The organism is Rhizobium sp. BK602, assembly GCF_014195095.1.
Classification (GTDB): Bacteria; Pseudomonadota; Alphaproteobacteria; order Rhizobiales; family Rhizobiaceae; genus Rhizobium.
This window is the reverse complement of sequence record NZ_JACIBC010000004.1, coordinates 450,403-474,290: the sequence shown is the minus strand read 5'-3', so window position 1 is coordinate 474,290 and position 23,888 is coordinate 450,403. Positions and strand designations below refer to the sequence as shown.

The window sequence follows — 23,888 nt, the reverse complement described above, 5'->3', positions numbered from 1 at the left end:
GTATTTACACAATATGATTATAAAATGCAATTGCGCCGATATGCATGCCGCGCTATGATTTTGGACATATCTTTCAGGGAGAGTGTCCGCATGACTGGAGAAAGGACGAGGATCGCCTATGTCGGCGCCCGCACGACCAGGGCTCGCAATGCGCGCGGCAACGGGCTGAACGTCTATCGGCTGACGCGGGATCTGAGCTGGGAGCATCGTCAGCTCCTGGAGATGGAAAACCCTTCTTTTCTCGCCTTCGATCGAACAGGTCATTTCCTCTACACGGTTCACGGCGATTCTGATCGCGTCAGCGCCTTCTCAATCGACCCGGCATCAGGGCACCTGACCTTCCTGAATGAGCAGTCGACCAAGGGGCGCAACCCTGTGCATCTCTCGTTCGATCCATCGAACCGCTTCCTGATCGTCGCAAACCACGTCACCTCAACGCTCGCCGTTCTTCGTCGCCAGGAAGATGGGCGGCTTGGTGAGGTCGAGAGCCTGACCACCATCGAAGGAGAGATCGGCCCGCATCGCATCGAACAGCCTTTCGCCAAGCCGCATCAGGCGGAATTCGATCCGTCGGGAAATTGGATCGTGGTGCCAGACAAGGGATTGGATAAAATTCTAGTCTACCGCCTGGACCACGTCCGCGGCGCGCTGGTTGAGGTAGTATCTTGCCCAACCCGTGAAGGCGCCGGCCCACGGCACGTTGCGTTTCATCCAGAGGGACGGCTGGCCTATGTCATCAACGAACTGGATTCGACCGTGGCCGCCTATCACTTCGACCCCGCAACGGGCAGCATCAAGCCTTTCCAGATCCTCTCATCGCTCGCCGACAGCTTCACGGGCAATAGTCGCGGCGCGGAGATCACGGTGTCTCACGACGGCCGCTTCGTCTATGCCTCCAATCGCGGCAGCGACACGATCGCAGCCTTCTCCATCGGCGAAGACGGGCGCATGACTCCCCTGGGCTCGTGGTCCACGACAGGAAGGACGCCGCGCTTCTTTGCCGTGCTCCCAGAGGGCCGGACATTGCTGGTCGCGAATGAGGACACCGATACGATCACTGCCTGCAGCATCGACAAGGCAACCGGACATCTCTCGCCTGCATCGAGCACGCTTGCCGTTGGCAGCCCTGTCTGCATCCTTTTCAAGGATATGGATCACACCTGACGCGTTTTGATGCGGCTTGCGCCCATGATGTGGGTGTAGAGAAAGGCCGCCGCCTCGTTGCGGCGCCCGTCTTCGACCAGATCGAGAATATGCAAATGCTCGGCCGTCTGCCGCGGAAGCCGGCTTCTGTCGATTGTTATGTGATATTCGATCAGCCGGCGAAGCCGATTTATGCGTTTGATCGCATCAAGGAAGAATTCGTTGCGCGAGCAAGCCACAAGCATTTCGTGAAACTCGTTGTTCGCCTTGAAAATATCAGCACGGGACCACGTCTGATATCCACCCTGACCAAGTTCCGACTGGACCTGGCGGGCACGCCTGAACCCTTCGGGATCGGGCTCGAAGCTTGGCAACAACATGGCCTGTTGCTCGATGACGGCGCGGAAAGCATAGCCGTCCTCGTAGCTCTGCCTCGAGGTCAATGTCTGGCGGAAGGACCAGCCGTTGCCGGGCAGCCGCTCGATCCAACCTTCGTCGGCAATTCGGTGTAAAATTTTCAACAACCGGCTTCGCGGCAGATCATACAGGCGCATCATCTCGTTTTCGCTGACGCGTTCGTCGAGCTTGCCTGAAAAGCGATCTTCAGCGATCCGGAAATAGATGGCTTCGTCGCCATCGCTATCTTTCGCGTTGTCCGATCTGAGCGCGTCGAGATTTTCACTGTCAACTGCCAGAAAATAACCGCGGTTCGGTTCGGCGCGCACGATGCCACGGCCTTCCAGACTCCGGAGCGCGCTCATGATCGGTGCCCGCGAGACACGGAAAGTATCGGCCAGCATCTGAAGAGGCAGATGCTGGCCCTGGCGCATGCCGTTCGTTTTCACGAACTCAATGATGTTCCCGCTGATTTGCGGTATGAGGCTGCTTCTCGCCATGGATTCCGATTGATCGCTTTTGCCCCTCTTCTATCATTGCCCGCAATCTCAGGACAGCTTGTCGTTGCCGACACCCACCGGATTTATTTCGCAGCCTTTACGAAAGCCGTCGTATAGGTCCTGGAGAGGTCAATCTGCTTGCCCTTCACATTCTTGGAAAACTCCGAGAGTACCTTCAGCACGATCTCGGGACCGCCTTCCGGCATCATGCCATCCGGAGTGAACATGCCCTTGCTTGCCGCAAGTGCCTTCACATACCCGTCCTTGTCGCCCACATAGAAATCCTTCGGCATCTTCTCGGCGATTTCTGCGGCTGAATGGGTGTCAATGAATCGCATCGTTTTCACAAAGGCATTGACCAGTTTCTGGACTTCATCCTTGTGCGCGTCGACCCAGGACGTTTGCATATAGAGCGACGCAAATGGATAGACCCCGCCAAGTGCCGCCCGCGTCGAGTCAACCGTACGAAGATCGACGAGCACCGTGGCTTCGTTTGTCTTCAACAACCGCGATACGGTTGGCTCGGTCGTCATTCCAGCCTGAATCTGGTCCTGCTGAATCGCGGCGATAAAGGTCGAGCCTGCGCCAACAGGAACCGTCGTCACTTCGCCTGCCTTCAACCCGGCCTTCGATGCCATATAGAGTGTCAGAAAATTGGTGGAAGAGCCAAGCCCGGTTACACCGAGCGCCTTGCCCTTGAAATCGGCCGGCGACTTGATTTCCGGATGTTTCGTCGAAACCAGCTCCACCTCGCCGGGGACCTGTTGCAGCTGCACGACGGACTCGACGAACTTGCCCTTCGATTGCAGATCCACGCAATGGTCGTAGGAGCCAACGACGCCTTGAACGGCACCCGCAAGCAGCTGGTTTTCGGCATCCACGCCAGCTGACTCGTTCAGCAACTCGACATCAAGACCTTCATCCTTGAAGTAGCCGAGGGATTCGGTGAGTTTTGCCGGCAGATAGATCTGCTTTTCATATCCCCCGACCATGATGGATATCTTGTCGGCTGCTTTGGCGGGGGTGCCGATAGCTGCCGACGCGGCGACCAGGCACAAAGCTATCGTCGAAAAATATGTATTTGTCGCACGCATAAAGATCCTCCTCCTTGGCGTGAAAACATCGCTTCTCAAAGGCTGGCTGATGGTGAGCCTGATTGGTGAGAACGATCCCCTCCCCTCACGATCAAACCCAGCCCCCGGCCTTAAGCCGCACGTAGGTTTAGCTTCATTTTCAAGAAGGCACAATTGCATTTTATAATAATATCATGCGAAACGACACAAGATAGACGGAAGCGATCAATCCCGTTCCGAAAAGTTTCCGGCCATTTTCGGCGGATGACTTCAATGACCGCCATCGATCGGGAGCTCCGTTCGCAATGACGAGAGAACTCCGGACAGCTGCTATTTGCTGGTTAAGGCACGCAACGAACTATTTGACCACCTTGGTTGGTGGACGTCTGCCTTAAAAGCCGCCCGTCAGAAACTGTGGGTCGTCGCGCAAGCTCGGCTGGATATCGCGACATGTGCCTGGATCAGGGATGTGAATCCGTATCTTTAGATACGGCTCATCGCCCAGGTCGGTAGTTCACGACGCAATGTTTATCAACATTTCGGTGGCAAGGAAGGTCTTTTCATCGAGGTCGTGACCCAGCCCCGCGAGGAAATATCCGAGCAGCCTCATGCTCAGCAGCGATGGCACGTTCCTCACCGGTGGCGATCATCGTTCGCGTCGCGTCTATCGACGCATATGTCCAGAATATCCGCATGGCTTGGCTGTCGGATGCATTTATGAAGCGGTGAGGCACATGCGCTGGTATCCAGGTCGTGTCATTGGTGCCGAGACGATGCTGCTGACCGTCGATTTCGACGATCGCTTCGCCATTCAGCACCATGACACTCTCCTCACAATTGTGCTTGTGAAGAGGAATTGAGGCGCCGGGATCAAACTCCGTAATGCCGTTGATCATCTCCGCCGACCCGCACTTTCGTGTGACAAGCGGGATGGTGCGGGCGCCTCCGCCGCGGTCATTGGCCTTCATGTCCTTCGGCCGGAATATCGCTGCCTGAATGGGAACGTCACGATCCATCCAATCCTCCATCTAAAAGACTGCCGGCCCTGTGTCCCGGCGAATTAATAGGCGGCGAAAGCAGCCTTCAGCTCCGCCACATTCGCGTCGCTGAGAAGCTTGGCCGGCGTGCCACGCAACAGCACAAGCAGTTTGGCTGTCTCTTCGAGTTCTTCCGCGGCGTAAACGGCCGAACAGATGTCCTTCCCGGTGACGACGGGGCCATGATTTTCGAGCAAGACTGCCGCATAGCGCCCGCCGAGTTCGCGAATCAATTGACCGGCTTTCTCATCTCCCGGTCGAATGTAGGGGATCAGCTTCACCTGCCCGACACGCATCACGACATAGGGCGTCAAAGGCGGAATGCAGTCGTCCGGGTTTGTGTCCTCTAGGCAGGACAATGCCGTCGCGAATGTCGAATGCAAATGTACGACCGCACCGGTCGCGGGTCGCGTTTCATAGAAAGCATTATGGAGAAAGATCTCCTTCGATGGCTTGTCGCCGGATATATGTCGTCCGTCGCGGCTGACCTTGCTTATCTGCGCCGGATCCAAAAAGCCGAGACAGGAATTCGTCGGTGTCATCAATATGCCGTCGTCCACGGCCGCGCTGATGTTTCCCGCCGATCCTACGGAAAAACCTCGTTCGTAAAGCGAACGGGACAGACGCACGATATCCTCGCGGATTTTGCTTTCGGAACTCATCGACCAGACAACCTCTTCAATGCTTTGACGAAGAAGTCAGGTGAGCCGAAATTTCCCGACTTCAGCGCAAGTGCGATGGGCTTTTCACCGTGAGAAAGCAGAACAGGCACTCCGGGATCGATTTCCTGCCCGATGGTCAAAGCGCCGAGATCCAACGCCGATACCACGGCGCCCGATGTTTCGCCACCTGCTACCACCAAACGAGTGACGCCGGAGGTGACAAGTTTTCGGGCGGTTTCGGCAAATAACCCGTCGAGCTTTTCCGCAACGACGTCTCGACCATATTTGGCTTGCATGTCGCGCACGTCCTCAGGTGTCGCCGAGGAATAGGCCAGCGGCGCTCTACCTCGATGTGACCGGATGAAGGCGACGATATCTTCCGACGTGGTTTCTCCGCTCATGACCCTGTCGACATCGATGGCAAATGCCGGATGATCTGCCTTGTGCAGATCGATCTGACCTCTCGTCGCTCCGGAACAACTGCCCGCCAAGACCGCCTCGGGACCTTCGACGCCATTTGTCGTACCGAGATTTCCCTTGGCCAGGCCACGTTTGATGAAGTTTGCCGGCAGTCCCAGCGCAATTCCCGATCCTCCGGTGACGAGCCGATGGCCAAGCACAGCCGAACCGATGTTGACGAGATCCTCATCCGAGATGGCATCGACGATGACCATGCTATTCTCGGTGGCTGCGAGGGCCGCCCTGATCGCCAAATCTCCCTGCCTGACGACACCGTGCGGGACCAATCCGACCGGCGATTTGGCTTGATAGCCCAGCCAACGGCGGATGTCAGGGTCGGTCATTGGCGTCAACGGATGGTTTTGCAGGCCAGACTCATTCAGAAGGCGATCCTGAACGAACAAATGTCCCATATAAACGGTTCGGCCTGCCCCCGGAAATGCCGGGCATGCGACGACGCCACGCACTCCAAGAGCCGCGGCAAGCGCTTCTGCGACCGGCCCGATATTTCCCTCCCTGGTTGAATCGAACGTCGAGCAATATTTGAAGACAATCTGCTGGCAACCTTGAGCAAGCAGCCAGTCGAGGGCTGCAAGGGATTGAGCGACGGCCTCTTCGACTGGAACCGACCGGCTTTTCAGCGCAACCACACCCGCTTCGACATCCCGTGGCGACGGCTGCGTCGGGATGCCGAGAAATTGCGCCGTCCTCAAGCCGCCATGAGGTTGCAAACCCTTGGCGATGGTATTTGCAATGTCGCTTGCACCCGTGAAGTCGTCGGCAATCACACCTAATAGCATTGAAGTTCCTTTCTTCCGGCCGGGTCAGAAGCCGTAGAGCTTGGCCGCGTTATCGACGAAAATCTTCTGCCGCATGGCATCGTCAGATGCCCACTGGGCGCAGAGATCCATCAGAAGGGCATCGTCGGGCTTGCCGAATTTTCCGGGTGACGGGTGCGGCCAATCTGAAGCCCAGAACACTCTGTCTGGTGCCGTCTTGAGATATGCGCGAGCCAGCACTCCCATATCCTCGTAGGATGGCGGCCCCACCTTTGTGTCCTGGTAGATGCTCGAGAGCTTCACATAGGCTTTTCCCTTCTCCAGCATGGCGACGATGAGCGCGAATGCGGGATGCCCGGTACCGGCGGGCTGGGGAATGCGCCCCAGATGATCGAAGACTATGGTCACCGGCAATCGCTTGAGAAGGTCGGCATTGGCGGCGATATCATCTCCCTGCATGTGGAGCTGAATATGCCATCCGAGCCCGGCGACACGTCGGGACAAGGGTTCGATCATGTCGACGGTCGTTGCACCTGCGCGACCGAGATTGAAGCGGATGCCGCGAACGCCCGCCTTGTCCAATTGCTTCAGCGTCTCATCGGTCACCGAGGTATCGACCACGGCAATCCCCCTCGCTCTCGCGCCGAGCGTGCCGAGGGCGGACAGCATGCTTGAATTGTCGGTGCCGTAGGTCGAGGGTAACACGATGACGCTGCGTTCGAACCCCAGCCGGTCGCGGAGCTTCGAATAGGCCTCCAGCGATGCGTCGGGCGGGATGAGGCTGGCATTCGGTGCGGCCGGAAAGCGGCTATCATAGATGTGAAAATGAGCGTCGCAGGTGTTGGGCGGCGCCTTGAACTTCGGCCGCTCGCCACCAGCCGAAAACGGCACAGCCTCCTCGCTGCGGGCATCAAGCCCCGAGTACAGGACCGCGACCCCTCCCAGTGCTCCAGCAACGAACTTACGTCTTCCGATCATCTTGGACATCCTCTCCTCCTTCGATATGCGGTGCCGCGTTTCGCGCTACGCCAGAATCTTCCGCAACTTCGCGACGGCGGCATCCGGGCTGCTGAACACGGGAATTTGGGTTACGGCCCGCACCGACTCCAACGCGCGCGCTGTCGAGAAATGGGCGAGCATGATCGCGTCGAAACCGCGCAGCCGGGAGGCGGCATTGGCGACCAGCCGGTTGTGGGTTTCCACATCCCCGCTGCGGACCGCCTCGATGGCGCCATCGACCAGAAAGCTCTTGATCGTGGCTGAGGGCTGCAGCCGCGCAGCCTCCTCATGGAATTCCGCCTCCATGCCGCCCCGCGCAGGCGGAAATGTATAGAGCATTGCGGTGCGCCCGCCCTGGGCGATCGCGGCTTCGAACATTGCTTCATTCGGCTTCAGGACGGGAACGGGAAGTTCGGCAGCCGCTTTCTCGATTGCTTCTCCGAAGGCGGAACAGGTAAACAGCACCGCATCGCTACCGCTCTGGACGGCATAGGCGGCGAGCGCCGCGATCCGGTTCGTCAGGGCTTCGGTCAGTTCCGGAACCTTTGCCCGGTCGGGCGAAAGGCTGTCCTCCAATATGTTGACCGTCTCCGCTTCGGGCCATGCCGACACGAAACAAGCGTGGATCGGCTCCATGGCAATGGGGGTCGCGTGAATGAGCGCGATGCGGGGAGCGGCTGGCATGATGACCTCTGATTTCTTGGGCTTGTGATCTCTGGGCTTTTCTGGCGGATCGGCGGCCGCCCCGGGAGGAGGGGCGGCCGCCTTTGATGTGGCCTATTTCTGCGCGCCGGCGAAAACCCAGACGCTTTCGGACGGGATCTGTGCCCACACCTTGCCCGTCGGCATCTGTTTCGTTCCGTGCGCCTTAGCCACAAAATCCCCGCGACGCAGGCGGTATTCCCAGCGGTCGCCCAGATAGATGCTGTCATCGAGGTCCATTTCGATCCCGTCATTCGCGGGAGCGTCCGTGACCTTGATCTGCTCGACGCGGATGACTGCCCGCGCCTCCTGCGCCGGACCGAGGCCGGCGGCCTCGCGGACGGTACCGCTCAGCGACCAGCCGCTGCCGCCGATGATCGCCGCCTTGCCGTCGACAGTCTGGACCTTGCCCTTGACGATGTTGTTCGCGCCAAGGAAATCGGCCGAATAGAAGCTGTTCGGGTTGGAATAGATCTCCTGCGGCCCGCCCTGCTGGACGATGCGGCCGTCCTGCAGCAGAAGAATGTTGTCGGCAGCCGCAAGGGCTTCGCTCTGGTCGTGGGTGACGAGGATCGCGCAGATCTCCAGATCGAGGATCAGTTTGCGTATCCAGTAGCGTGCCTCTTCCCTGAGCTTGGCGTCGAGGTTCGAAAGCGGTTCATCCAGAAGCAGGACGCGCGGCTCGTAGATCAGGGCGCGGCAGATGGCGACGCGCTGCTGTTGGCCGCCGGAAAGCTGTGAGGGATAGCGCTCGGCAAGGTGGCCGAGCCCCATGCGCTCGAGGATCGCCTGCACGCGATTGCCGATATCCGTCGCATTGACGCCGCGAAGCTTGAGGCCGTAGCCGACATTCTCCTTGACAGTGCGGTGCGGCCAGAGCGCGTAGGACTGGAAGACCAGGCCGATATTGCGCTGCTCGGGCGGCAAGGCAAGCTTCTTGTCGCCGTCGAGAACGGTCTTGCCGCCGATGACGATGGTGCCGATTTCCGGCTGTTCGAGGCCGGCGACGCAGCGCAGGAGGGTGGTCTTTCCGCTGCCGGACGCGCCGAGCAGAGCCACGATGCTGCCGCGCTCGGCGGAGAAGGACGCGCCTTTGAGGATCTGCAGGCCACCCAGCCATTTCTGGACATTGTTGACGACGAGTTCAGTCATGGATTTTGGCTCCAAGTCTAAGGGCAAGCGCGAGGCCCGCACCCGTAAGAACGATACTGATGAGGGAGAGCGCGGCGATGGTGTTCATCGCGCCGGTTTGCAGCAGCGAGACCATCAGCGAGCCGATGACTTCGGTGCCTGCACCCATGAGATAGACGCCTGTCGCATATTCGCGCAGGAAGATGATCATGATCAGCGCCCATGCGCCGGCAAGCCCCGGTCGGACAATCGGAATGACCACATCTCTCCAGGTCCGCCCGATCGTCGCACCCGTGGTCCGGGCCGACTCCTCGAGCTCCGGCGCCACCTGCAGCAGCGTGCCTTGCAGCAGACGCAGGCCATAGGAGAGGCCGACCACGACATAGGCGACGAACAAGCTGACCAGCGTCGGGCGAAGCGGCGTCAGGAACGGCACGAACAAGAACACCCAGAAGAAGGCAAGACCGACGACCAGACCGGGCAGCGCTCTTGGAAGCAGGACGATATAGTCGAGCACGGTGTTCGACATCCCCCAGTTGCGGTGACCGGCAAGGCCGACGAGCAGATAGATGCCGACCGCGACCGCGCCGCCGATGACCGAGAGCAGGATCGTATTGATGATGCCGTTCTGAAGGGCCGGAACGTCGAGAAGATGAGCAAAATTCGCCGTCGTCAGATGGTCAAGGAGATTGACGCCTTCGCCCCATGCGTCGACGAAGGCGCGCACCAGGATGCCGCCGATCGGAAGCGCGACGGACACGAAGAGCCAGAAGCCGATGATCGACAGCGCGATCGTCTGGCCGCCGGCGCCGAGCTTCAGCGTGGCGACGCGTGCACCCTTACCGCCGAGCGCGGCATAACGGCGGGCATTGCGCAGCAGCCGGCGCTGAATCCAGACCAGCGGCAGGGTGATGAGCACCAGTACCACCGCAACCACGGCCATCAGTTGATAGGTCGGCGTGCCGAACAGTGTTGTCAGCTTGTAGATATAGGTCGTCAGCACCATGATGCCGTTCGGATCGCCGAGGACGAGCGGAATGCCGAAGGTTTCGAAGCCAAGCAGGATGTTGAGCGCGGCTGCGAAGATCAGCGACGGCAGGACCATGGGAAGCGTGACGTCGCGCGATACGCGCCAGACCGAGGCTCCGGTCGTCCGGGCGGCTTCCTCCAGGTCGGAGGGAAGATTGCGCATTGCCGCCGAGACGTAGAGATAGACATTCGGCACATGGCTGAGGCCGGCGATCAGAATCATTCCCCACAGACTGTAGATGTTCCACGGAACAAAGCCGATGAGATCGCGGACGAACAGCGACAGGAAGCCAGTCGGCCCGACGGAGACCGTGTAGCCGAAGGCCAGCACGATCGACGAAATGAACATCGGCACGAGCACGAGGATTTCGAGCAGCCGCTTGAAGCGGATATCGGTTCTCGTGATCAGGAATGCCAGGATGCCGCCGAGCGGAACCGCGATGGCGACCATGCCGAGCGAGAAGACCGCGGTCGTCCCGAGGGCGCGATAGAAGTTCTTGTCGCTGAAGACGTAGCGATAGGCATCCAGGCCGAAGCGGGCGCGAGAACGGCGATCGCGAGCAGCGTGATCACGATGACACGGTAGGCGTTCGCATTGCCCACCCGTGGCATTTTCGGCGGATAGTTTGTTTCGGCCGGCGCTTTCCTTGCCGTGACGGCAGCAGCACTCGAAGCCTGTGCGTGTGTGGACATCATTGCCTCGCAAGTTCATCTGAAAGGCCGCGGCGCTGCATGCGCCGCGGCCATTGATCTTCAGCGGCCGAGCGCAGCTTTCCAATCGTTGAGGAACTGGACACGTTTCGTCTGGTCCATGTATTCCAAGACGCCCTCGTCCACGGCGATCGGCTTAAGCCCGCCGCCGACACGCTCGTTCAGCGTCTTGACGTTCAGTCCGCTGGTGACGTCGTCGCGCACCGACGGAAGACCACTTACCGACAGCAGCGACTGGCCTTCAGCCGACAGCATGAAATCGATGAAGAGCTTGGCGGCGTTCGGATGCGGCGCATCCTTGGTCTTCAGGACGAGACGCGAGAAGGCCGGCGTATAGTCGGTGGCGAAATGCACGCCGAGGTTTGGGCTTTCCTTGACCCAGTCGAGCGCATAGGAGCCGATGATGTTGATCGCGATGACGTTTTCGCCGGAAACGACGGTTTCCTTCATGCCGCCGGAGCTGGAATAGATCTTCGCGCCGTCGTCGCCCATCGCCTTGGCGAGATCCCAGAAGTCCTTGCGGTTCCTGGCATCGTTCGAATGGTGAAGGAAGCCGGAGCCGCTCTTTTCCGGATCGAAGGTGGCGACCTTGCCCTGAAGCGTGGATTTGTTGTCCTTCAGGAAGGTGATCATGCCACCATAAGTCTTCGGAAGCTTGTCTTCCGTCAGCGCCTTGGTGTTGTAGATCACGCCGATCGGCTCGACCGTCGTGGCGTAGAGGATATTCTTATAGTCGGCCCAGGCGGGAAGCTTGCCGGCTTCCGGCGAGGCATAGTCGCCCGCATATCCGTCCTGCACCAGGGTCATCTGCAGGTCCATTGCCGAACTCCAGACGACGTCGGCGGTGGTCTGTCCAGCGGCGGCCTCGGAGATGACCTGATTGTAGGCGCCGTTGGTGCCGAGGTCGTTGTAGGCGATCTTGATGCCGTATTTCTTGCTGAAGGCGTCCTGCAGCTTTTGCGACTGCGCGGCGTCGGTCGATGTATAGACCGAAACGGTTCCTTCCTTCTTCGCCGCCGCGATGACGGAGGCGTAATCCGCCGGATAACCGGCGGGAACGTCCTGCGCCATCGCTACCGATGTCAGGAGCGAGATGAATGCAGCCGTAATCGCGATCCCCTTTGGGGACATATAGTTCTTCATGATTGTCTTCTCCCAAGAATGCGCCCGAACACCTGTCTCCCCCGGGCGACGGTTTGGAGGGCACACCGCGTGCCCTCGCAAAGGCTTGACTGGCTTCCGGAAGCCAAAAATCCAATCCGCGCTATGCGTTCGCGGCTTTTTTCGCGCCGCCGTCGTTGCGGATCGCCTGAGCGACCAGCGTGCCGAAAGCATCGGTATTGACATTGCCGCCGAGATCGCGCGTGCGGCTGGCCGGATTTGCCAGGACTTCATCGACAGCCCGTTCGATCTCGGCGCCGGCAGCCTCGAAATTGGCAAGCTTGCGCTGTTCGCCAAGCCAGCTCAGCATCATGCCAACGGACAGGATCAGCGAGGTCGGGTTGGCGATGTTCTTGTTCTGGATGTCCGGCGCCGATCCATGCTGCGCCTGCGCGCAGACGAGGCCGAGCTCGGCATTTGCGTTGATCGAACCGGCAAGACCGAGGCTGCCCGACAGTTCGCTGGCGAGATCGGAAAGAATATCGGCATAAAAATTCGTGGTCACGATCACGTCGAAGCGGGAGGGATCGCGCACCAGATGCGCGGCCATCGCGTCGATGATGAAATCGTTGAGCTTGACCTCGGGAAACTCCTCCGCGACCTTGCGGACCTGCTTCATGAACAGGCCGTCCGTCAGGATGAAGTTATTGGCCTTGTGGACCGCGGTGACGCGCTTGTCTCGCTTCATCGCCAGGATGAAGGCCTGACGAGCGATGCGTTCGCAGGCTTGCGCCGTGATCTTGCGCACCGAAAGCGCGACATCCGGCGTCGGCATGAATTCGCCCGTGCCGGCAACCATGTTGCGGTCCGGATAGAATCCTTCGGTCGCCTCGCGCATGATCACGAGATCCATTTTCTTGGCGTTGTTGAGAAAGTCGCGCGAGCGAGCCGGACGAACATTGGCATAAAGGTCCAGCTTGACGCGGAAACCGGCGGAAACATTGACGCCGCCCTTGTCACGCGCCGGATAGTCCATGTGCGACTGCGGGCCGAGAATGATGCCGTCGTAACCACGGGCACGCTCCAGGACCTCGTCCCGCAAGGTCGTTCCGCACTTCTCGAGGCTGGTGAAACCGGTATCTTCGTAGTCGTATGTCAGGCCGAGCCCATAGGCTTTGTCGGTCGCCTGCAGGACCTCCATCGTTGCCGCGGTGATTTCCGGCCCGATGCCGTCGCACGGCGTAACCATAATTTTCATGTGATCAATCTCCCTGGAAGGCGACAGCCCTGTCCGCCGCACATCATTACGGGATCATATTGGCTTTTTAGATTTGAAAATGCAAATTGTTATTGTGATGCGGCAGCTTTTTCTAATTTTCGTTCTGTTGTCGGCCGCAATGAGATTTCCATTCCCTTGCTCCAACGAAAGTTGGATTCTGATTCTGAAAAATCCAATCAAGCCATGGCGAAAGAAGAGATTTTCTGCTCAAAAATTGGCTTTGTAATTTTGTAAATACAATAATGGCAACCAATCCAGCGATGTTCACGGCCACAAGCAATTGAATGCCCTTGCTTCGGTTCTCCGGCCTCACATCTTCAATCCTGCTGCAACAGGAGGCGGCTATGGCCGATGATCGTATTGCCGCCATGGTGCGGATCGAGGGGAAGGTGCAGGGGGTTGGTTTTCGTGTCTGGACGCGCAGCGAGGCCTTGCGGCTTGGCCTGGCTGGATGGGTCCGCAACAATGCGGACGGATCTGTCGCCGCTTTGATCGTCGGCCCGGATGCGGCGGTCTCGGCCATGCTGCAACGTCTTTGGCATGGCCCGCCGGGCGCATCGGTTTCCCGTGTCGAAAGACAACCGGTTTCGCTGGCGGAGATGCCGTCGGAGTTCCACATCACCGGCTAGGGTGGTGACGCGGCGCGTCAATGGAAAGGCTGAAGCGCCAACTCGGAATAGCCGGCTATTTGACGAGTTCCGCGCGACGGCTTTCCGCGGCTTCCTGCGACCATTGCAGCGGAGACTTGCGCGACAGCGCGCCGCCGAGATGGCGGCGCATAGCATAGGACGCCTCGACGATTTCGCCTTTCTCCAGCAGGGACAGGATTGCGAGATGCTCCTGACACTGGACGTGCAGTCGGTCGCGGTCGACATTGGACCGATATTCGAGCAGACGGCGCATCCGGTTTACCCGGACCAGTGAAATGTGAAAGAACGGATTGCCGGACATCTTGATCAGCTCTTCATGAAAGAGCGAGCCGTTGTAGAGGAGCCGCTCGGCGGGCAGGTTCCGGATGTCGGTCGCCAGCATGCGCTCCTGGATGCGCCGCTGTTCCTCGATGATCTTGCGATCGAGCGCGAAGGTGGGCTCCAGCATGGCCGCCGGCTCGATCAGCATGCGGAAGCGATAAATCTGCTCGAAGGCTTCCGCCGTCTTGGCGACCGGCAGCAGTCGCCAGCCGTAGCCCTGTTTGCGTTCGGCCCAGCCCTCTCTGGTGGCGCGCACCAGAATGTCGTTGAGCTGTGCCTTGGTCAGATCGTAGCGTTCGCGAAGCATCTGCTCGGTCACGTCGGCCGGAATCCGATCGGTCAACCAGTCCTCGGCCAGCCGATGATAGTCGCTCATCGTTTCCGGCAGCTGGTCATCGGGCGCGCCATTCTCTTCGATCGTCACCGTCGCCGAGACGAAGAAGCCGCGATTCGGTTTCTGCTCCAGCAGGCCCTGTTCGAACAGCACCTGCATCGCCTCCCGCACCGGCGAGCGGGATACGCCGAACTTGTCCGCCAACCCCTGAGTGCTCAGATGCTCTTCCGGTTTGAGGTCGCCGGACCGGATCAGCTGAGCGATCTCCTTCGCAATATTCGTCGTGAGCTGGCTGCTTCGCATCTATAGTGCACTCGTTATCCCTGAATCACCGTCAGGATAAGGCCTTATCCGATATCTGAGTAGCGCAAAGTCTGGCCTCAATGGATTTGCCAGATAAGAAAACCGTTATGGTGCAACGGCCGCATGCGGCATCCGGTTCTCATCGAACACGCGCCTGATCGTGCCGTCGGCTTTCATCGCGTCGATCATTCGCGTCGCTGCCGCCAGCGCGCGGGCATGCGGCTTCGGCACCACGACTGCCGTTCCGGCCTCGTGGAAATGGCCTTCCACCGCGTGGCAGTCCTTGAAATCAGCAAGCAGGCTCAGGATCGATTCTTTTCCAAGCGCGAGCGCATCGATGTCGCGGTTTCGGAACCTGGCAACCGCGTCGTCGAGCGATGCGATCGGTTCGATGGCGGTGCGGTGAAGTGACTTCTCCGCACTGCGGAACGTTGCGGTTCCGGCAATTCCGGCGACCCGGACATTGTTCGCGTCGACATCCGCCACGCTGCGAAACTCATCGGCGCGGGTGAGATAGGTGCTTACGCCCAGATAATAGTTCGGGCCAACCGCAACCAGCTTGCGCCGTTCGTCGTCGATCGGCACGAAGGAAAGCGTCCAGGAGCCATTGTCGGCATTGGCGACGATATCGCCCGAACTGGCGAATTCCACCAGTTGCAGCGGAAGAGAGCAGCGCCGGGCAATCTCACGCGCCAGCGTCACGGTCACGCCGCGCGGTTCGCCGCTCGTAGAATCGCGCACGCACCAGACTGCCGAGGCGGCCGGGCCGACGGCGATGCCGGCCAGCAGCGTGCCTTGTGGGGCGAGTTCGTTGCGTTCTTGTTCGGAGAGTTCGAAGGGATTGGCTTGCATGGGATGTCCTGCTGCATTTCGATGATGCATTATTGCATTTATAAATATAGAAATGCAAATGCATTGACCGAAGCAAAGGAGCATCGCCGTGTCCGCACCCTGGTCGCCGTCTCAATATCTCAAGTTCGAAGATCATCGCACCCGTCCGGCCATGGATCTGCTGGCGCGTGTGGCGGCACCGGATGCGACCGAAATCACCGATATCGGCTGCGGTCCCGGCAACTCGACCGAGTTGCTGATCGAGCGCTTTCCCGCAGCCGATGTGCTCGGAATGGATTCGTCGCCGAAGATGATCGAAGCGGCGAGGACGCGTCTTGCCTCCTGCCGTTTCGAGCTTGCCGACATTACGGATTGGAAGCCGGATGCACCGCAGGACCTCTTGTTTGCGAATGCCGTCCTGCAATGGCTGCCCGATCACGAAACGCTGCTGCCGAAGCTGATGTCCTTCCTGAAGGACGGCGGCACTCTGGCCATCCAGATGCCGGATAATCTGGACGAACCGACCCATGTCGGCATGAGGACCGCTGCCGCTGACGGCCGCTGGGCCGACCGTCTTCGCGCCGCCGACGGCGAGCGCACGACGATCCTGTCGGCATCCGACTATTGGTCGATCCTGAAGCCGCATGCGGCAAGGATCGATATCTGGCGGACGACCTACAATCATCCCCTGGCCGGACTGGACGGGATCGTCGACTGGTTCAAGGGGTCGGGGCTTCTGCCCTATCTGAGCCGCCTGTCCCCCGAAGAGCAGGCCGAATATCTCAAGGTCTACAGGGGCATTCTTGCCGACAGCTATCCGGTGATGCCCGACGGCACGGTGCTTCTGCCGTTTCCGCGCCTGTTCATCGTGGCCTCCCGCTAGGTCGCGCGGCAAAATGACCTCGATGCCTCGCAGGAGATCAGCGGCATCACATCCTCCCCTTCATAAGAGACCGCATCTATTGATGCCGCGGTCATTTCCGCGCATGCGTCGAAGCATGGCGCGTGCCCGCATGTATGCTTCTTTAATAGGTTATTGAAATCGTAAAAACCAAATCTGATGCATTCCGCGACTTATGGATGCTTCCATATTGCTTTTAATTGCTATAAAAGCCAATTTTAGCAAGGAGAGCCAAAGGAGGAGGCAGGAATGGCCATCGGCAGACATCTCAAACCATTATACGTTCAGGTCATCATCGGCGCGGTGCTCGGCATTCTTGTCGGACATTTCTTCCCCGACCTCGGCGTCGATATGAAGCCGCTCGGGGATGGCTTCATCAAGCTCCTGAAAATGGTCGTCGCGCCGGTGATCTTTACGATCATCGTCATCGGCATCGCCAGGATGTCTGATATGAAAGCGCTCGGACGGGTCGGGCTGACGACGGTCCTCTATTTCGAGATCGTGACGACGGCCGCCTTGTTCATCGGGCTTGTCGTTGCGCATATCATCGAGCCGGGTGCCGGAATGAACATCGATCCGGCGTCGCTGAAGGCGGATGCCGTAGCCGGCTTTGCGAAAACCGCGGAATCCCAACATCTGGTCGATTTCTTCCTGAAGATCATTCCGGATACTTTCGTTGCGGCCTTCGTGAACGGCGAAATCCTTCCGGTGGTCTTCATCGCCGTGCTGACGGGATGCGCCCTTGCCCGCGCCGGCCGCGCGAGCGAACAGCTCACCGCCATCATCGAGCAGGTCTCCGACCTGTTCTTCAGGATGGTCGGCTTTCTGATGTATCTCGCGCCGCTCGGCGCTTTCGGGGCGATGGCCTTCACCATCGGCAAGTTCGGCGCGGCCAGCCTCATTCCCTATCTGAAGCTGATGATCGCATTCTATCTCACATGCGCGATCTTCATCTTCGTCCTGCTGGGGGCGATCAGCCGCTATGCCGGCGTGAGCATCTGGCGTCTTGTCATCTATCTCAAGGACGAGATCGTCATCGTCCTTGGCGCCGGCAGCGCCGAGCCCGCTCTTCCGCGCCTCCTGCAGAAACTCGAGCGCCTGGGCTGCGACAAGACCATCGTCGGGCTTGTGGCGCCGACGGGATATGCCTTCAATATCGATGGCGTCTGCATCTATCTGACGATGGCCGTCGTGTTTCTATCGCAGGCCCTGAACATCGAGCTGTCCCTTACGCAGCAGATCGTCATCCTGCTCATCGGTTCGTTCACCTCGAAGGGCATGAGTGGCGTCCCCGGAGGCGGTTTCGTCGCGCTTGCCGCAACGCTCGCCAGTGTCGGAACAATCCCGCTCCCCGCCATCGGCCTTTTGATCGGCGTCGACCGCTTCATGGGCGAGGCGCGTGCGGTCACATCCTTCATCGGCAATGCCGTCGCCACTATCTTCGTCGCCCAGTGGGAAGGCAAGCTTGACCGAGCGCAGGCGCGCTTGGTGCTTGCCGGCAAGAACGCCGGCACTGGCTTGGCGGCCGCCGAAAGCAATGAAACACTCTCATCGAGGACCATATGACACTCTTTGCCTATCTCGGCTGCCGGACGACCCGTGCGCGGAATGCGCGTGGGGAAGGCATCAGCGTTTATGCGGTGGATGATGCGACGGGGGCCTGGACCAGGGTCCAACTGCTGGCGACGGAAGAAAATCCTTCCTTCCTCGCGCTTCACCCGAGCCTCGACGTGCTCTATTCCGTGCATGGCGATTTCGACCTCGTCACCGCCTATCGGATTCTGCGCGAAAGCGGCCAGATCGCGCCATTCGGCAAGCAATCGACCCGTGGGCGCAATCCCGTTCACCTCGCGATCGACCCAGCCCAGCGCTGGCTCGTCGTCCCGAACTACAAGACCGACAGCCTTGCCAACCTGCCGATCTCACCGGACGGCGAACTGCTGCCGCTGGCCGATCTCTGCGCGCTGCCGGGAACGCTTGGTCCGCACAGGATCGAACAGGATTACGGCCGGCCGCATCATGCGCCGTTCTCCCCGTCGGGCCGATGGATCGTCGTGCCGGAGAAGGGAAACGACCAGATTTCGGTCGTGCGGCTCGATGGCGAGACGGGCAGGCTCGAGGTGGTGCATCGGACCCCCTGCCGCGAAAATGCCGGCCCGCGCCATGTCGTCTTTCATCCCAAGCTACCGTTGGCCTATGTGCTGAACGAGCTCGACTCGACAGTGACGACCTATGACTTCGATGATGCGACCGGCAGTATGACGCCCCGCGATATCCTATCCGCCCTGCCACGGAGCTATGTCGGCAACAGCCGCGCCTCCGAGATCGAGATCAGCAGGGACGGGCGTTTTCTCTACACCTCCAACCGCGGGCACGATTCCATCACCATCTTCGATATCGACGAAGACGGCGTTCTCGCGCCCAAGGGATGGGAGCCGTCGCAAGGCCGTACACCGCGCTTCTTTGCGCTCGATCCGGACGAACGGTATTTGTATGTGGCAAACGAAGACAGTGATTGCATCGTTCAATTCCGCTGCGGGGATGGGCAATTGATTGCGACAGGCGAAGTGATCCCGGTCGGGAGTCCGACGTCGATTGCTTTCAGGCAGGTTTAATTTCTATTGAACGCGACTTTGAGAGGCCACCATCAATGTCTATGAGGTAGATACAGATTTGCACCGGGGTAGCGGTTGCCCCGTTTTGTTTGAATGGATCGACAAAAGGTCAAATCCACAGTCCGTCCCTGTGAGGATAATTTGAACTACCGCAGCTCTTGAAGAGATATGAAGCGGCGCGTCTCCGGTCGTCAGAGAAATAAGCTATTGAAAACCTTAGCCCGAACCGCGCTCTCGGTTATGGAACTGCGGCGTAAGGTGCCTAGTGCGCTCAAGACAACGGTGATGCCGGCAAGGTCCGCGATATCACAAATGGGCCAACAAGTTGCGGTTAGTGAACGGGCATCCACGCCAAAGAATTCACGCGCTTCTTTTCCCAAATGCGCTGCGATGGCCCGCTCCATAACGTGAAGTTCGGAGACGCTTCCTTGTATCCACCCTCGAAAACATGAGATTCGAGCGTTTCCGGTGGGACGCTGAGGAGGCTCCATGAGGCGCTATCGATCGCCCGCCTGGAGTTAGCCGTGAGCGCGCTCTAGGACCTGATATAGACTTCGACGGAGGACAGCGCGTTTTGAGCCGATCTTAAGCGCCTCCTCAACACCATCACCTGCTGCTCCGGAGAGGCGTTCCTTTGCGATGACACAGATTGGAACACTTGGGGTTCTATCCGTCATCACGGCCTGATGGGCAGCACGGTGATCGTGTCCAACGACGCCGGCCAGTTCCACGTCGGGAATCACGCGCTGTGCTGGGTTCATGTCGAATGTGCTCCCATTTACCGTGAATGGCGAAATCGCGACCCCTTCTGCTTCCTCATCTATCGCATGCAAACGGAAACATATCGGGCTTTTACTTCCGTTATTCATGCATCCTATCCAAAGGTGAAAGCAAAGGCCTGAACGCCTGGATCGAGGAAGCGGATCTCGAACGTGCGTTTCATCACCGGGCCTGCCTGACGGACAAGCTGGTACAGGCGGGTTTCGGTGATCGTTCCGTAGCCATCGGCATCCGTATCGCTGCCGTGACTTGGGCCAGGAGCCTTGCCATCGACCGTAACCTGGAAGCGCACCGGTTTGCCGTCACTGCCGGGGCCGAGAACAAGGTGCAGGTCGCGGGCCTGGAATCGGTAGGTGATGCCGCCGCCGGCCTTGTTGAGGCTGGCTTGCTCGGAAGCGATCGTCCAGTTGCCCGAAAGGCCCCATGCATTGAGCCCCGGCTGGCCGGGCGTATAATCCTGGGCAACATCGCCCCTCAAACCCTCGGGCGAGACGAAATTGGCTGCCTGGCCATAGCCGAGATAGGTCTCGCCGGATCTGATATTGCCGAGATCCGGTGCCGCTTCGGCGCCGCTTGCCGCGGGGGTCACCAGAGCGTGGCCGCTTTCCTTGCCGCTCGCCTCGGCCAGCAAGTCCTGAATGACCTGTTCCGATCTGTCGTACTCCCCTTCCCCGAAGACATGATGCCTGATCTGCCCCTGGGTGTCGATGAAATAGAGTGCTGGCCAATAGCTGTTCCGAAACGCCCGCCAGATCCGGTAATCATTGTCGATGGCAACCGGATAGCCGATGCGGAAGTCCCGCAGCGCGCCCTTGACGTTGTCGATCTTCTTTTCGAAGGCGAATTCGGGCGCGTGCACGCCGATGACGACAAGACCCTGATCGCGGTATTTCTCGGCCCAGGCGCGGATATAGGGAAGCGTGCGGATGCAATTGATGCAGGAATAGGTCCAGAAGTCGACGAGAACGACCTTACCGCGGAGTTGCTCGCCGGTGAGCGGCGGCGAATTCAGCCACTCGACCGCGCCGTCGAGGGAGGGCAGCCGGCCTTCGACCGGAAGACTGCTCTTGAAATCAGGCTTTTGCGCCACGGATATCGAGGTATTGCTGGCCACCATTGTCGTCTGCCGGCCGCGATCGGGGGCGAAATCCTTGAGAACGGCCTCTTCGAGCCTTGTCGTGCCGGCATAGGACAATCGCGCCAACAGGCCCGTATCCACGCCAAGCGCGACGGCGGAAACGCCGGAAAGCACAGCGATGCCAAATGCTTGGCGAATGCGCTCTCCGGAAAGGAACGTTCCACGCATGATCGCGACAAGACGGCCGCCGGCGAGAAGAGCAGCGGCCAGCGACGTCGCCGCGCCCGCCGCATAGGCCAGAAGCAATAGCGCCGTATGGGCGGTCGCCCCCTCCAGCGCGGCGGCCGTCAGGATGAGACCGAGGATCGGTCCGGCACACGGCGTCCAGAGCAATCCGATGGCGATGCCGAGAGCAAGAGCGCTGCCGGCCGACTTCGCCAGCCTGGCACCCAATGCGACGATTGGTTGGCTTAGAATGACGGCAAGACCCGGCCAGAGGAGCGTCACGCCCCAAAAGGCTAGAAGCCCAAGGGCCAGATATCGGCCATATTGGTTGGCATGGACGGCCCAACCGCCGCCGATCGCCGCCAACGAGCCGACGGCCGCGAAGGTGAGCGCCAGACCGGCCAGCATCGGCAGGGTGCTTCTTACGAAAGGCTGGCCTGCGCGGGCCAAGACAAAGGGAAGGACCGGAAGAATACATGGGCTGAGAATTGTCAGCACTCCGCCGAGATAGGCCACGATGAGAGCGGTCATTTTCTTTTCCTTTCAGATCCTTAACCGGCTGCGAAAGCGCAATCGCCGGCAAATGGCCATTGGCTGCATCAGAAAGGGCCGACGTATCCCGCATGTGTCCCGATCGGACGGAAATGTAACGAAGTGTCAGCAAGCAGCGAGAGCGCTACATCCGGTTACGGATGCCAAAGAAATTCCAGGAAGGTCGCAGCCAGCCTTCGCATAAAATTGTGTAAAAACAATGCGATAGAGATATTTTCGCCTATCAGTGGATGGAGATTTCCGCCGACAATCCGCCGCCAGCGCGGTTGCGCAAGCGAAGCGAGCCACCGATCGCAAGGACCAGCTGAGCTGCAATCGCCAATCCGAGCCCCGTGCCGCCCGTCCCGCGGCCACGCGATTGTTCCAGCCGGAAAAAGGGCTGCATCACCGCCTCCAGCTGGTCTTCGGGAATTCCCGGGCCGCGATCCTGCACCTTGATAAGGATGGCGCCGTCATCCTCCTTGTGCAGGATTATTTCCGCCGTGCCGGCGAATTTCAGCGCATTGTCGATGAGGTTCGTCAGAACCCGGCGCAGCGCATGCGGTCGGGTTACGATGGCGCCTTCGATCGTGCCGGCCATCATCACCGCCTTGCCCGTATCCTGATAGTCATAGACGAGGCTTTCGACGAAGGAGGCGATATCGATGCGGGAGGGCTTTTCCGTATTTCCGTGAGCGCTGCGGGCATAGGCCACGCCCTCATGCACCAGCCGCTCGATTTCACCGAGATCCTGAACCAGCTTTTCCTTTTCGGGCGTATCGTCGGCCATTTCGGCGCGAAGCTTCATGCGGGTGATCGGCGTCTGAAGATCATGGGAGATCGCCGCCAGGATCTGCACCCGTTCCTCGAGATAATGCGCGATCCGGTCCCGCATCGCGTTGAAGGCACGGGCGGCGTGGGCAACCTCGCTCGGTCCCTCCTCGGTCAGACGCGGGCTCTTCCGGTTCGGATCGAGCGCATCGGCGGCATTTGCGAGATGCACGAGCGGGCGGATCGCCTGGCGAACGACGAACCAGGTGCAAAGGACGAGCAAGCCCAGCTGCGCCACAAGAACGAAGGGCAGCCATGTCGCGAGCGGCATGATCGGCGCGGGATTGACATCGATGGTCAGCGCATTGCCGTCGCTCAGGGTCAGATGCGCCTGGAGACGTTTGCCATCACCCGGAATGGATTGAAATTTCAGGGGAAAACGCTCGCCGACGGCCGCTCGTATCTTCGCGGCGATCTCCGTGGCCCGCGCGCTCATCGCATCCGTGCCCGGAAGACCGGGGCCGAGCACGAAGCGATAGGTTCCGCGGTCCAGCCGATCCAGCCAGGCGCCGCGCTCTGCCGCCGGCAACCGGTCGAGAACGGCGATCGAGGTCGCCACATCGTTTTCGAGCGTGTTGAGCATGACGCTCCTCGCCGCGATGTAGCGCTCCAGAAACTGAGCGGCGAAGGTAAGCCCCTGCGCCAGCATGAGGCCGGCGAGCAGGATCACGAACAGCCTCGATCCCAAGGTACGCGGCCAAACCGGAAATCGCCTGGATGGCGCGGCATCGCTCATCGGCGCAACTCGGAAATTTCGACCGGTACGGCAAAGACATAGCCCTCGCTGCGCACCGTCTTGATATAGGCGGGTTCGCGGGCATCGTCGCGCAGGCGCTGTCGAAGCCTGCTGACCAGCAGATCGATGGAACGGTCGAAAAGCTCGGCGTCTCGCCCCTGGGTGAGGTTCAAAAGCTGATCACGATTGAGGACGCGCTGCGGGTGATCGATGAAGACGCGCAGAAGACGGTATTCCGCACCGCTAAGCGCGATCGCCGTTCCCTCCCGGTCCAGCAGGTTCCGGCCGATCGTATCGAGTTGCCAGTCGCCGAAAGACAGGAGCTGACCGACCTCGGTGACTTGAAGGTTCGGCGGGAGCATGCGGGTGCGGCGCAGAACCGCCTTGATGCGCGCCAGCAGCTCGCGCGCGGCGAAGGGTTTGGCGAGATAGTCGTCGGCTCCCATTTCCAGGCCGACGATGCGGTCCGTCTCGTCGCTGCGCGCCGTCAGCATGAGGATGGGTGTTGCCTTGTGCTTGCCGGCACGCAGCTCGCGGCAAAGCACGAGACCGTCGTCTCCGGGCATCATCACATCGAGGACGATGAGATCGACGGCATTGGCTTCCAGAAACGCACGCATATGCCGGCCATCCGCCGCGATGCTGACACGCAAGCCGTTTTTCGTGAGATAGTTTGACAGAAGCTCGCGGATTTCCCGATCGTCATCTACAATGAGAATATGGTCGATATGATCCATCGTCGCCTCCCCCA

The 23,888-nt window shown here is 59.7% G+C and carries 22 protein-coding genes; 5 read left to right on the top strand and 17 right to left on the bottom strand.

Annotated features, from left to right (window positions below):
* The first annotated feature begins 24 nt into the window (after positions 1–24).
* Complete coding sequence (locus FHX11_RS15845) at positions 25–1,164, top strand: lactonase family protein (protein ID WP_246781019.1); 1,140 nt, start codon at positions 25–27, stop codon at positions 1,162–1,164.
* On the opposite strand, the gene FHX11_RS15840 is transcribed toward FHX11_RS15845, so the two are convergent.
* The 11 genes from FHX11_RS15840 to FHX11_RS15790 form a co-directional block, all read right to left on the bottom strand.
* Positions 1,155–2,039 (bottom strand): GntR family transcriptional regulator, encoded by an 885-nt coding sequence (locus FHX11_RS15840; protein WP_184358593.1) that lies wholly within the window; start codon positions 2,037–2,039, stop codon positions 1,155–1,157. The genes FHX11_RS15845 and FHX11_RS15840 overlap by 10 nt on opposite strands.
* Before the next feature lie 83 nt (positions 2,040–2,122).
* Positions 2,123–3,133, bottom strand: coding sequence for an ABC transporter substrate-binding protein (locus FHX11_RS15835; protein ID WP_246781018.1), 1,011 nt, complete (start codon positions 3,131–3,133; stop codon positions 2,123–2,125).
* Positions 3,134–3,672: 539 nt separating this feature from the next.
* Complete coding sequence (locus FHX11_RS15830; protein WP_184358591.1) at positions 3,673–4,128, bottom strand: cupin domain-containing protein; 456 nt, start codon at positions 4,126–4,128, stop codon at positions 3,673–3,675.
* A 44-nt stretch (positions 4,129–4,172) separates the two neighbouring features.
* Positions 4,173–4,811 (bottom strand): 3-oxo-tetronate 4-phosphate decarboxylase, encoded by a 639-nt coding sequence (gene otnC, locus FHX11_RS15825; protein ID WP_184358590.1) that lies wholly within the window; start codon positions 4,809–4,811, stop codon positions 4,173–4,175.
* Entirely contained in the window at positions 4,808–6,070 is a 1,263-nt protein-coding gene (gene otnK / locus FHX11_RS15820; RefSeq protein ID WP_184358589.1) for a 3-oxo-tetronate kinase, read from the bottom strand. The genes otnC and otnK overlap by 4 nt, the downstream gene beginning before the upstream one ends.
* A 24-nt stretch (positions 6,071–6,094) precedes the next feature.
* Positions 6,095–7,027: an amidohydrolase family protein gene (locus tag FHX11_RS15815; RefSeq protein WP_246781017.1), complete on the bottom strand. Its 933-nt coding sequence runs from the start codon at positions 7,025–7,027 to the stop codon at positions 6,095–6,097.
* A gap of 45 nt (positions 7,028–7,072) precedes the next feature.
* Positions 7,073–7,732, bottom strand: a complete 660-nt coding sequence (locus tag FHX11_RS15810; RefSeq protein WP_184358587.1) for an arylsulfatase — start codon at positions 7,730–7,732, stop codon at positions 7,073–7,075.
* Between the two features lie 93 nt (positions 7,733–7,825).
* Positions 7,826–8,902 (bottom strand): ABC transporter ATP-binding protein, encoded by a 1,077-nt coding sequence (locus FHX11_RS15805; protein ID WP_184358586.1) that lies wholly within the window; start codon positions 8,900–8,902, stop codon positions 7,826–7,828.
* Positions 8,895–10,622 carry an iron ABC transporter permease gene (locus FHX11_RS15800; protein WP_246781016.1) on the bottom strand — a complete coding sequence of 576 codons (1,728 nt, stop codon included), beginning with the start codon at positions 10,620–10,622 and terminating at the stop codon, positions 8,895–8,897. Before FHX11_RS15800 ends, FHX11_RS15805 begins: the two co-directional genes overlap by 8 nt.
* Positions 10,623–10,663: 41 nt before the next feature.
* Positions 10,664–11,764: an ABC transporter substrate-binding protein gene (locus FHX11_RS15795; protein ID WP_184358585.1), complete on the bottom strand. Its 1,101-nt coding sequence runs from the start codon at positions 11,762–11,764 to the stop codon at positions 10,664–10,666.
* A gap of 121 nt (positions 11,765–11,885) precedes the next feature.
* Positions 11,886–12,980, bottom strand: coding sequence for an isocitrate/isopropylmalate dehydrogenase family protein (locus FHX11_RS15790; protein WP_184358584.1), 1,095 nt, complete (start codon positions 12,978–12,980; stop codon positions 11,886–11,888).
* A 365-nt stretch (positions 12,981–13,345) separates the two neighbouring features.
* Between FHX11_RS15790 and FHX11_RS15785 the strand changes: the two genes are divergently transcribed.
* The gene (locus tag FHX11_RS15785) at positions 13,346–13,630 is read left to right on the top strand and encodes an acylphosphatase (RefSeq protein WP_184358583.1); all 285 of its coding nucleotides are present in this window, start codon (positions 13,346–13,348) and stop codon (positions 13,628–13,630) included.
* A 55-nt stretch (positions 13,631–13,685) separates the two neighbouring features.
* Here the strand turns inward: FHX11_RS15785 and FHX11_RS15780 are convergent, their stop codons facing one another.
* Both FHX11_RS15780 and FHX11_RS15775 read right to left on the bottom strand, forming a co-directional pair.
* Entirely contained in the window at positions 13,686–14,609 is a 924-nt protein-coding gene (locus tag FHX11_RS15780) for a GntR family transcriptional regulator (protein WP_184358582.1), read from the bottom strand.
* A gap of 105 nt (positions 14,610–14,714) precedes the next feature.
* Positions 14,715–15,461 (bottom strand): transporter substrate-binding domain-containing protein, encoded by a 747-nt coding sequence (locus FHX11_RS15775; protein ID WP_184358581.1) that lies wholly within the window; start codon positions 15,459–15,461, stop codon positions 14,715–14,717.
* Between the two features lie 88 nt (positions 15,462–15,549).
* Here FHX11_RS15775 and tam point away from each other — a divergent pair, with 88 nt between their 5' ends.
* The 3 genes from tam to FHX11_RS15760 all read left to right on the top strand — a co-directional run bounded on the left by tam (position 15,550) and on the right by FHX11_RS15760 (position 18,956).
* Positions 15,550–16,323: a trans-aconitate 2-methyltransferase gene (gene tam, locus FHX11_RS15770; RefSeq protein WP_184358580.1), complete on the top strand. Its 774-nt coding sequence runs from the start codon at positions 15,550–15,552 to the stop codon at positions 16,321–16,323.
* A 267-nt stretch (positions 16,324–16,590) separates the two neighbouring features.
* Entirely contained in the window at positions 16,591–17,907 is a 1,317-nt protein-coding gene (gene dctA / locus FHX11_RS15765) for a C4-dicarboxylate transporter DctA (protein ID WP_184358579.1), read from the top strand.
* Positions 17,904–18,956, top strand: coding sequence for a lactonase family protein (locus FHX11_RS15760; RefSeq protein ID WP_184358578.1), 1,053 nt, complete (start codon positions 17,904–17,906; stop codon positions 18,954–18,956). The genes dctA and FHX11_RS15760 overlap by 4 nt, the downstream gene beginning before the upstream one ends.
* Positions 18,957–19,474: 518 nt before the next feature.
* Here FHX11_RS15760 and FHX11_RS15755 read toward each other — a convergent pair.
* From FHX11_RS15755 to FHX11_RS15740, 4 genes are all read right to left on the bottom strand, one after another.
* A complete protein-coding gene (locus FHX11_RS15755) occupies positions 19,475–19,825 on the bottom strand; it encodes a hypothetical protein (RefSeq protein ID WP_184358577.1) in 351 nt (116 codons plus the stop codon).
* Positions 19,826–19,830: 5 nt separating this feature from the next.
* Positions 19,831–21,570, bottom strand: a complete 1,740-nt coding sequence (locus tag FHX11_RS15750; protein ID WP_184358576.1) for a cytochrome c biogenesis protein DipZ — start codon at positions 21,568–21,570, stop codon at positions 19,831–19,833.
* 244 nt (positions 21,571–21,814) lie between these two features.
* A complete protein-coding gene (locus FHX11_RS15745) occupies positions 21,815–23,137 on the bottom strand; it encodes an ATP-binding protein (protein ID WP_184358575.1) in 1,323 nt (440 codons plus the stop codon).
* Complete coding sequence (locus FHX11_RS15740; RefSeq protein WP_184358574.1) at positions 23,134–23,874, bottom strand: response regulator; 741 nt, start codon at positions 23,872–23,874, stop codon at positions 23,134–23,136. Before FHX11_RS15740 ends, FHX11_RS15745 begins: the two co-directional genes overlap by 4 nt.
* Positions 23,875–23,888: the final 14 nt, after the last annotated feature.

Coding starts and splice junctions, on each gene's coding strand:
- FHX11_RS15845 (WP_246781019.1), top strand. CDS start 25: ATGCAATTGCGCCGATATGCATGCCGCGCTATGATTTTGGACATATCT.
- FHX11_RS15840 (WP_184358593.1), bottom strand. CDS start 2,039: ATGGCGAGAAGCAGCCTCATACCGCAAATCAGCGGGAACATCATTGAG.
- FHX11_RS15835 (WP_246781018.1), bottom strand. CDS start 3,133: ATGCGTGCGACAAATACATATTTTTCGACGATAGCTTTGTGCCTGGTC.
- FHX11_RS15830 (WP_184358591.1), bottom strand. CDS start 4,128: ATGGATCGTGACGTTCCCATTCAGGCAGCGATATTCCGGCCGAAGGAC.
- otnC (WP_184358590.1), bottom strand. CDS start 4,811: ATGAGTTCCGAAAGCAAAATCCGCGAGGATATCGTGCGTCTGTCCCGT.
- otnK (WP_184358589.1), bottom strand. CDS start 6,070: ATGCTATTAGGTGTGATTGCCGACGACTTCACGGGTGCAAGCGACATT.
- FHX11_RS15815 (WP_246781017.1), bottom strand. CDS start 7,027: ATGATCGGAAGACGTAAGTTCGTTGCTGGAGCACTGGGAGGGGTCGCG.
- FHX11_RS15810 (WP_184358587.1), bottom strand. CDS start 7,732: ATGCCAGCCGCTCCCCGCATCGCGCTCATTCACGCGACCCCCATTGCC.
- FHX11_RS15805 (WP_184358586.1), bottom strand. CDS start 8,902: ATGACTGAACTCGTCGTCAACAATGTCCAGAAATGGCTGGGTGGCCTG.
- FHX11_RS15800 (WP_246781016.1), bottom strand. CDS start 10,622: ATGAACTTGCGAGGCAATGATGTCCACACACGCACAGGCTTCGAGTGC.
- FHX11_RS15795 (WP_184358585.1), bottom strand. CDS start 11,764: ATGAAGAACTATATGTCCCCAAAGGGGATCGCGATTACGGCTGCATTC.
- FHX11_RS15790 (WP_184358584.1), bottom strand. CDS start 12,980: ATGAAAATTATGGTTACGCCGTGCGACGGCATCGGGCCGGAAATCACC.
- FHX11_RS15785 (WP_184358583.1), top strand. CDS start 13,346: ATGGCCGATGATCGTATTGCCGCCATGGTGCGGATCGAGGGGAAGGTG.
- FHX11_RS15780 (WP_184358582.1), bottom strand. CDS start 14,609: ATGCGAAGCAGCCAGCTCACGACGAATATTGCGAAGGAGATCGCTCAG.
- FHX11_RS15775 (WP_184358581.1), bottom strand. CDS start 15,461: ATGCAAGCCAATCCCTTCGAACTCTCCGAACAAGAACGCAACGAACTC.
- dctA (WP_184358579.1), top strand. CDS start 16,591: ATGGCCATCGGCAGACATCTCAAACCATTATACGTTCAGGTCATCATC.
- FHX11_RS15760 (WP_184358578.1), top strand. CDS start 17,904: ATGACACTCTTTGCCTATCTCGGCTGCCGGACGACCCGTGCGCGGAAT.
- FHX11_RS15755 (WP_184358577.1), bottom strand. CDS start 19,825: ATGAATAACGGAAGTAAAAGCCCGATATGTTTCCGTTTGCATGCGATA.
- FHX11_RS15750 (WP_184358576.1), bottom strand. CDS start 21,570: ATGACCGCTCTCATCGTGGCCTATCTCGGCGGAGTGCTGACAATTCTC.
- FHX11_RS15745 (WP_184358575.1), bottom strand. CDS start 23,137: ATGAGCGATGCCGCGCCATCCAGGCGATTTCCGGTTTGGCCGCGTACC.
- FHX11_RS15740 (WP_184358574.1), bottom strand. CDS start 23,874: ATGGATCATATCGACCATATTCTCATTGTAGATGACGATCGGGAAATC.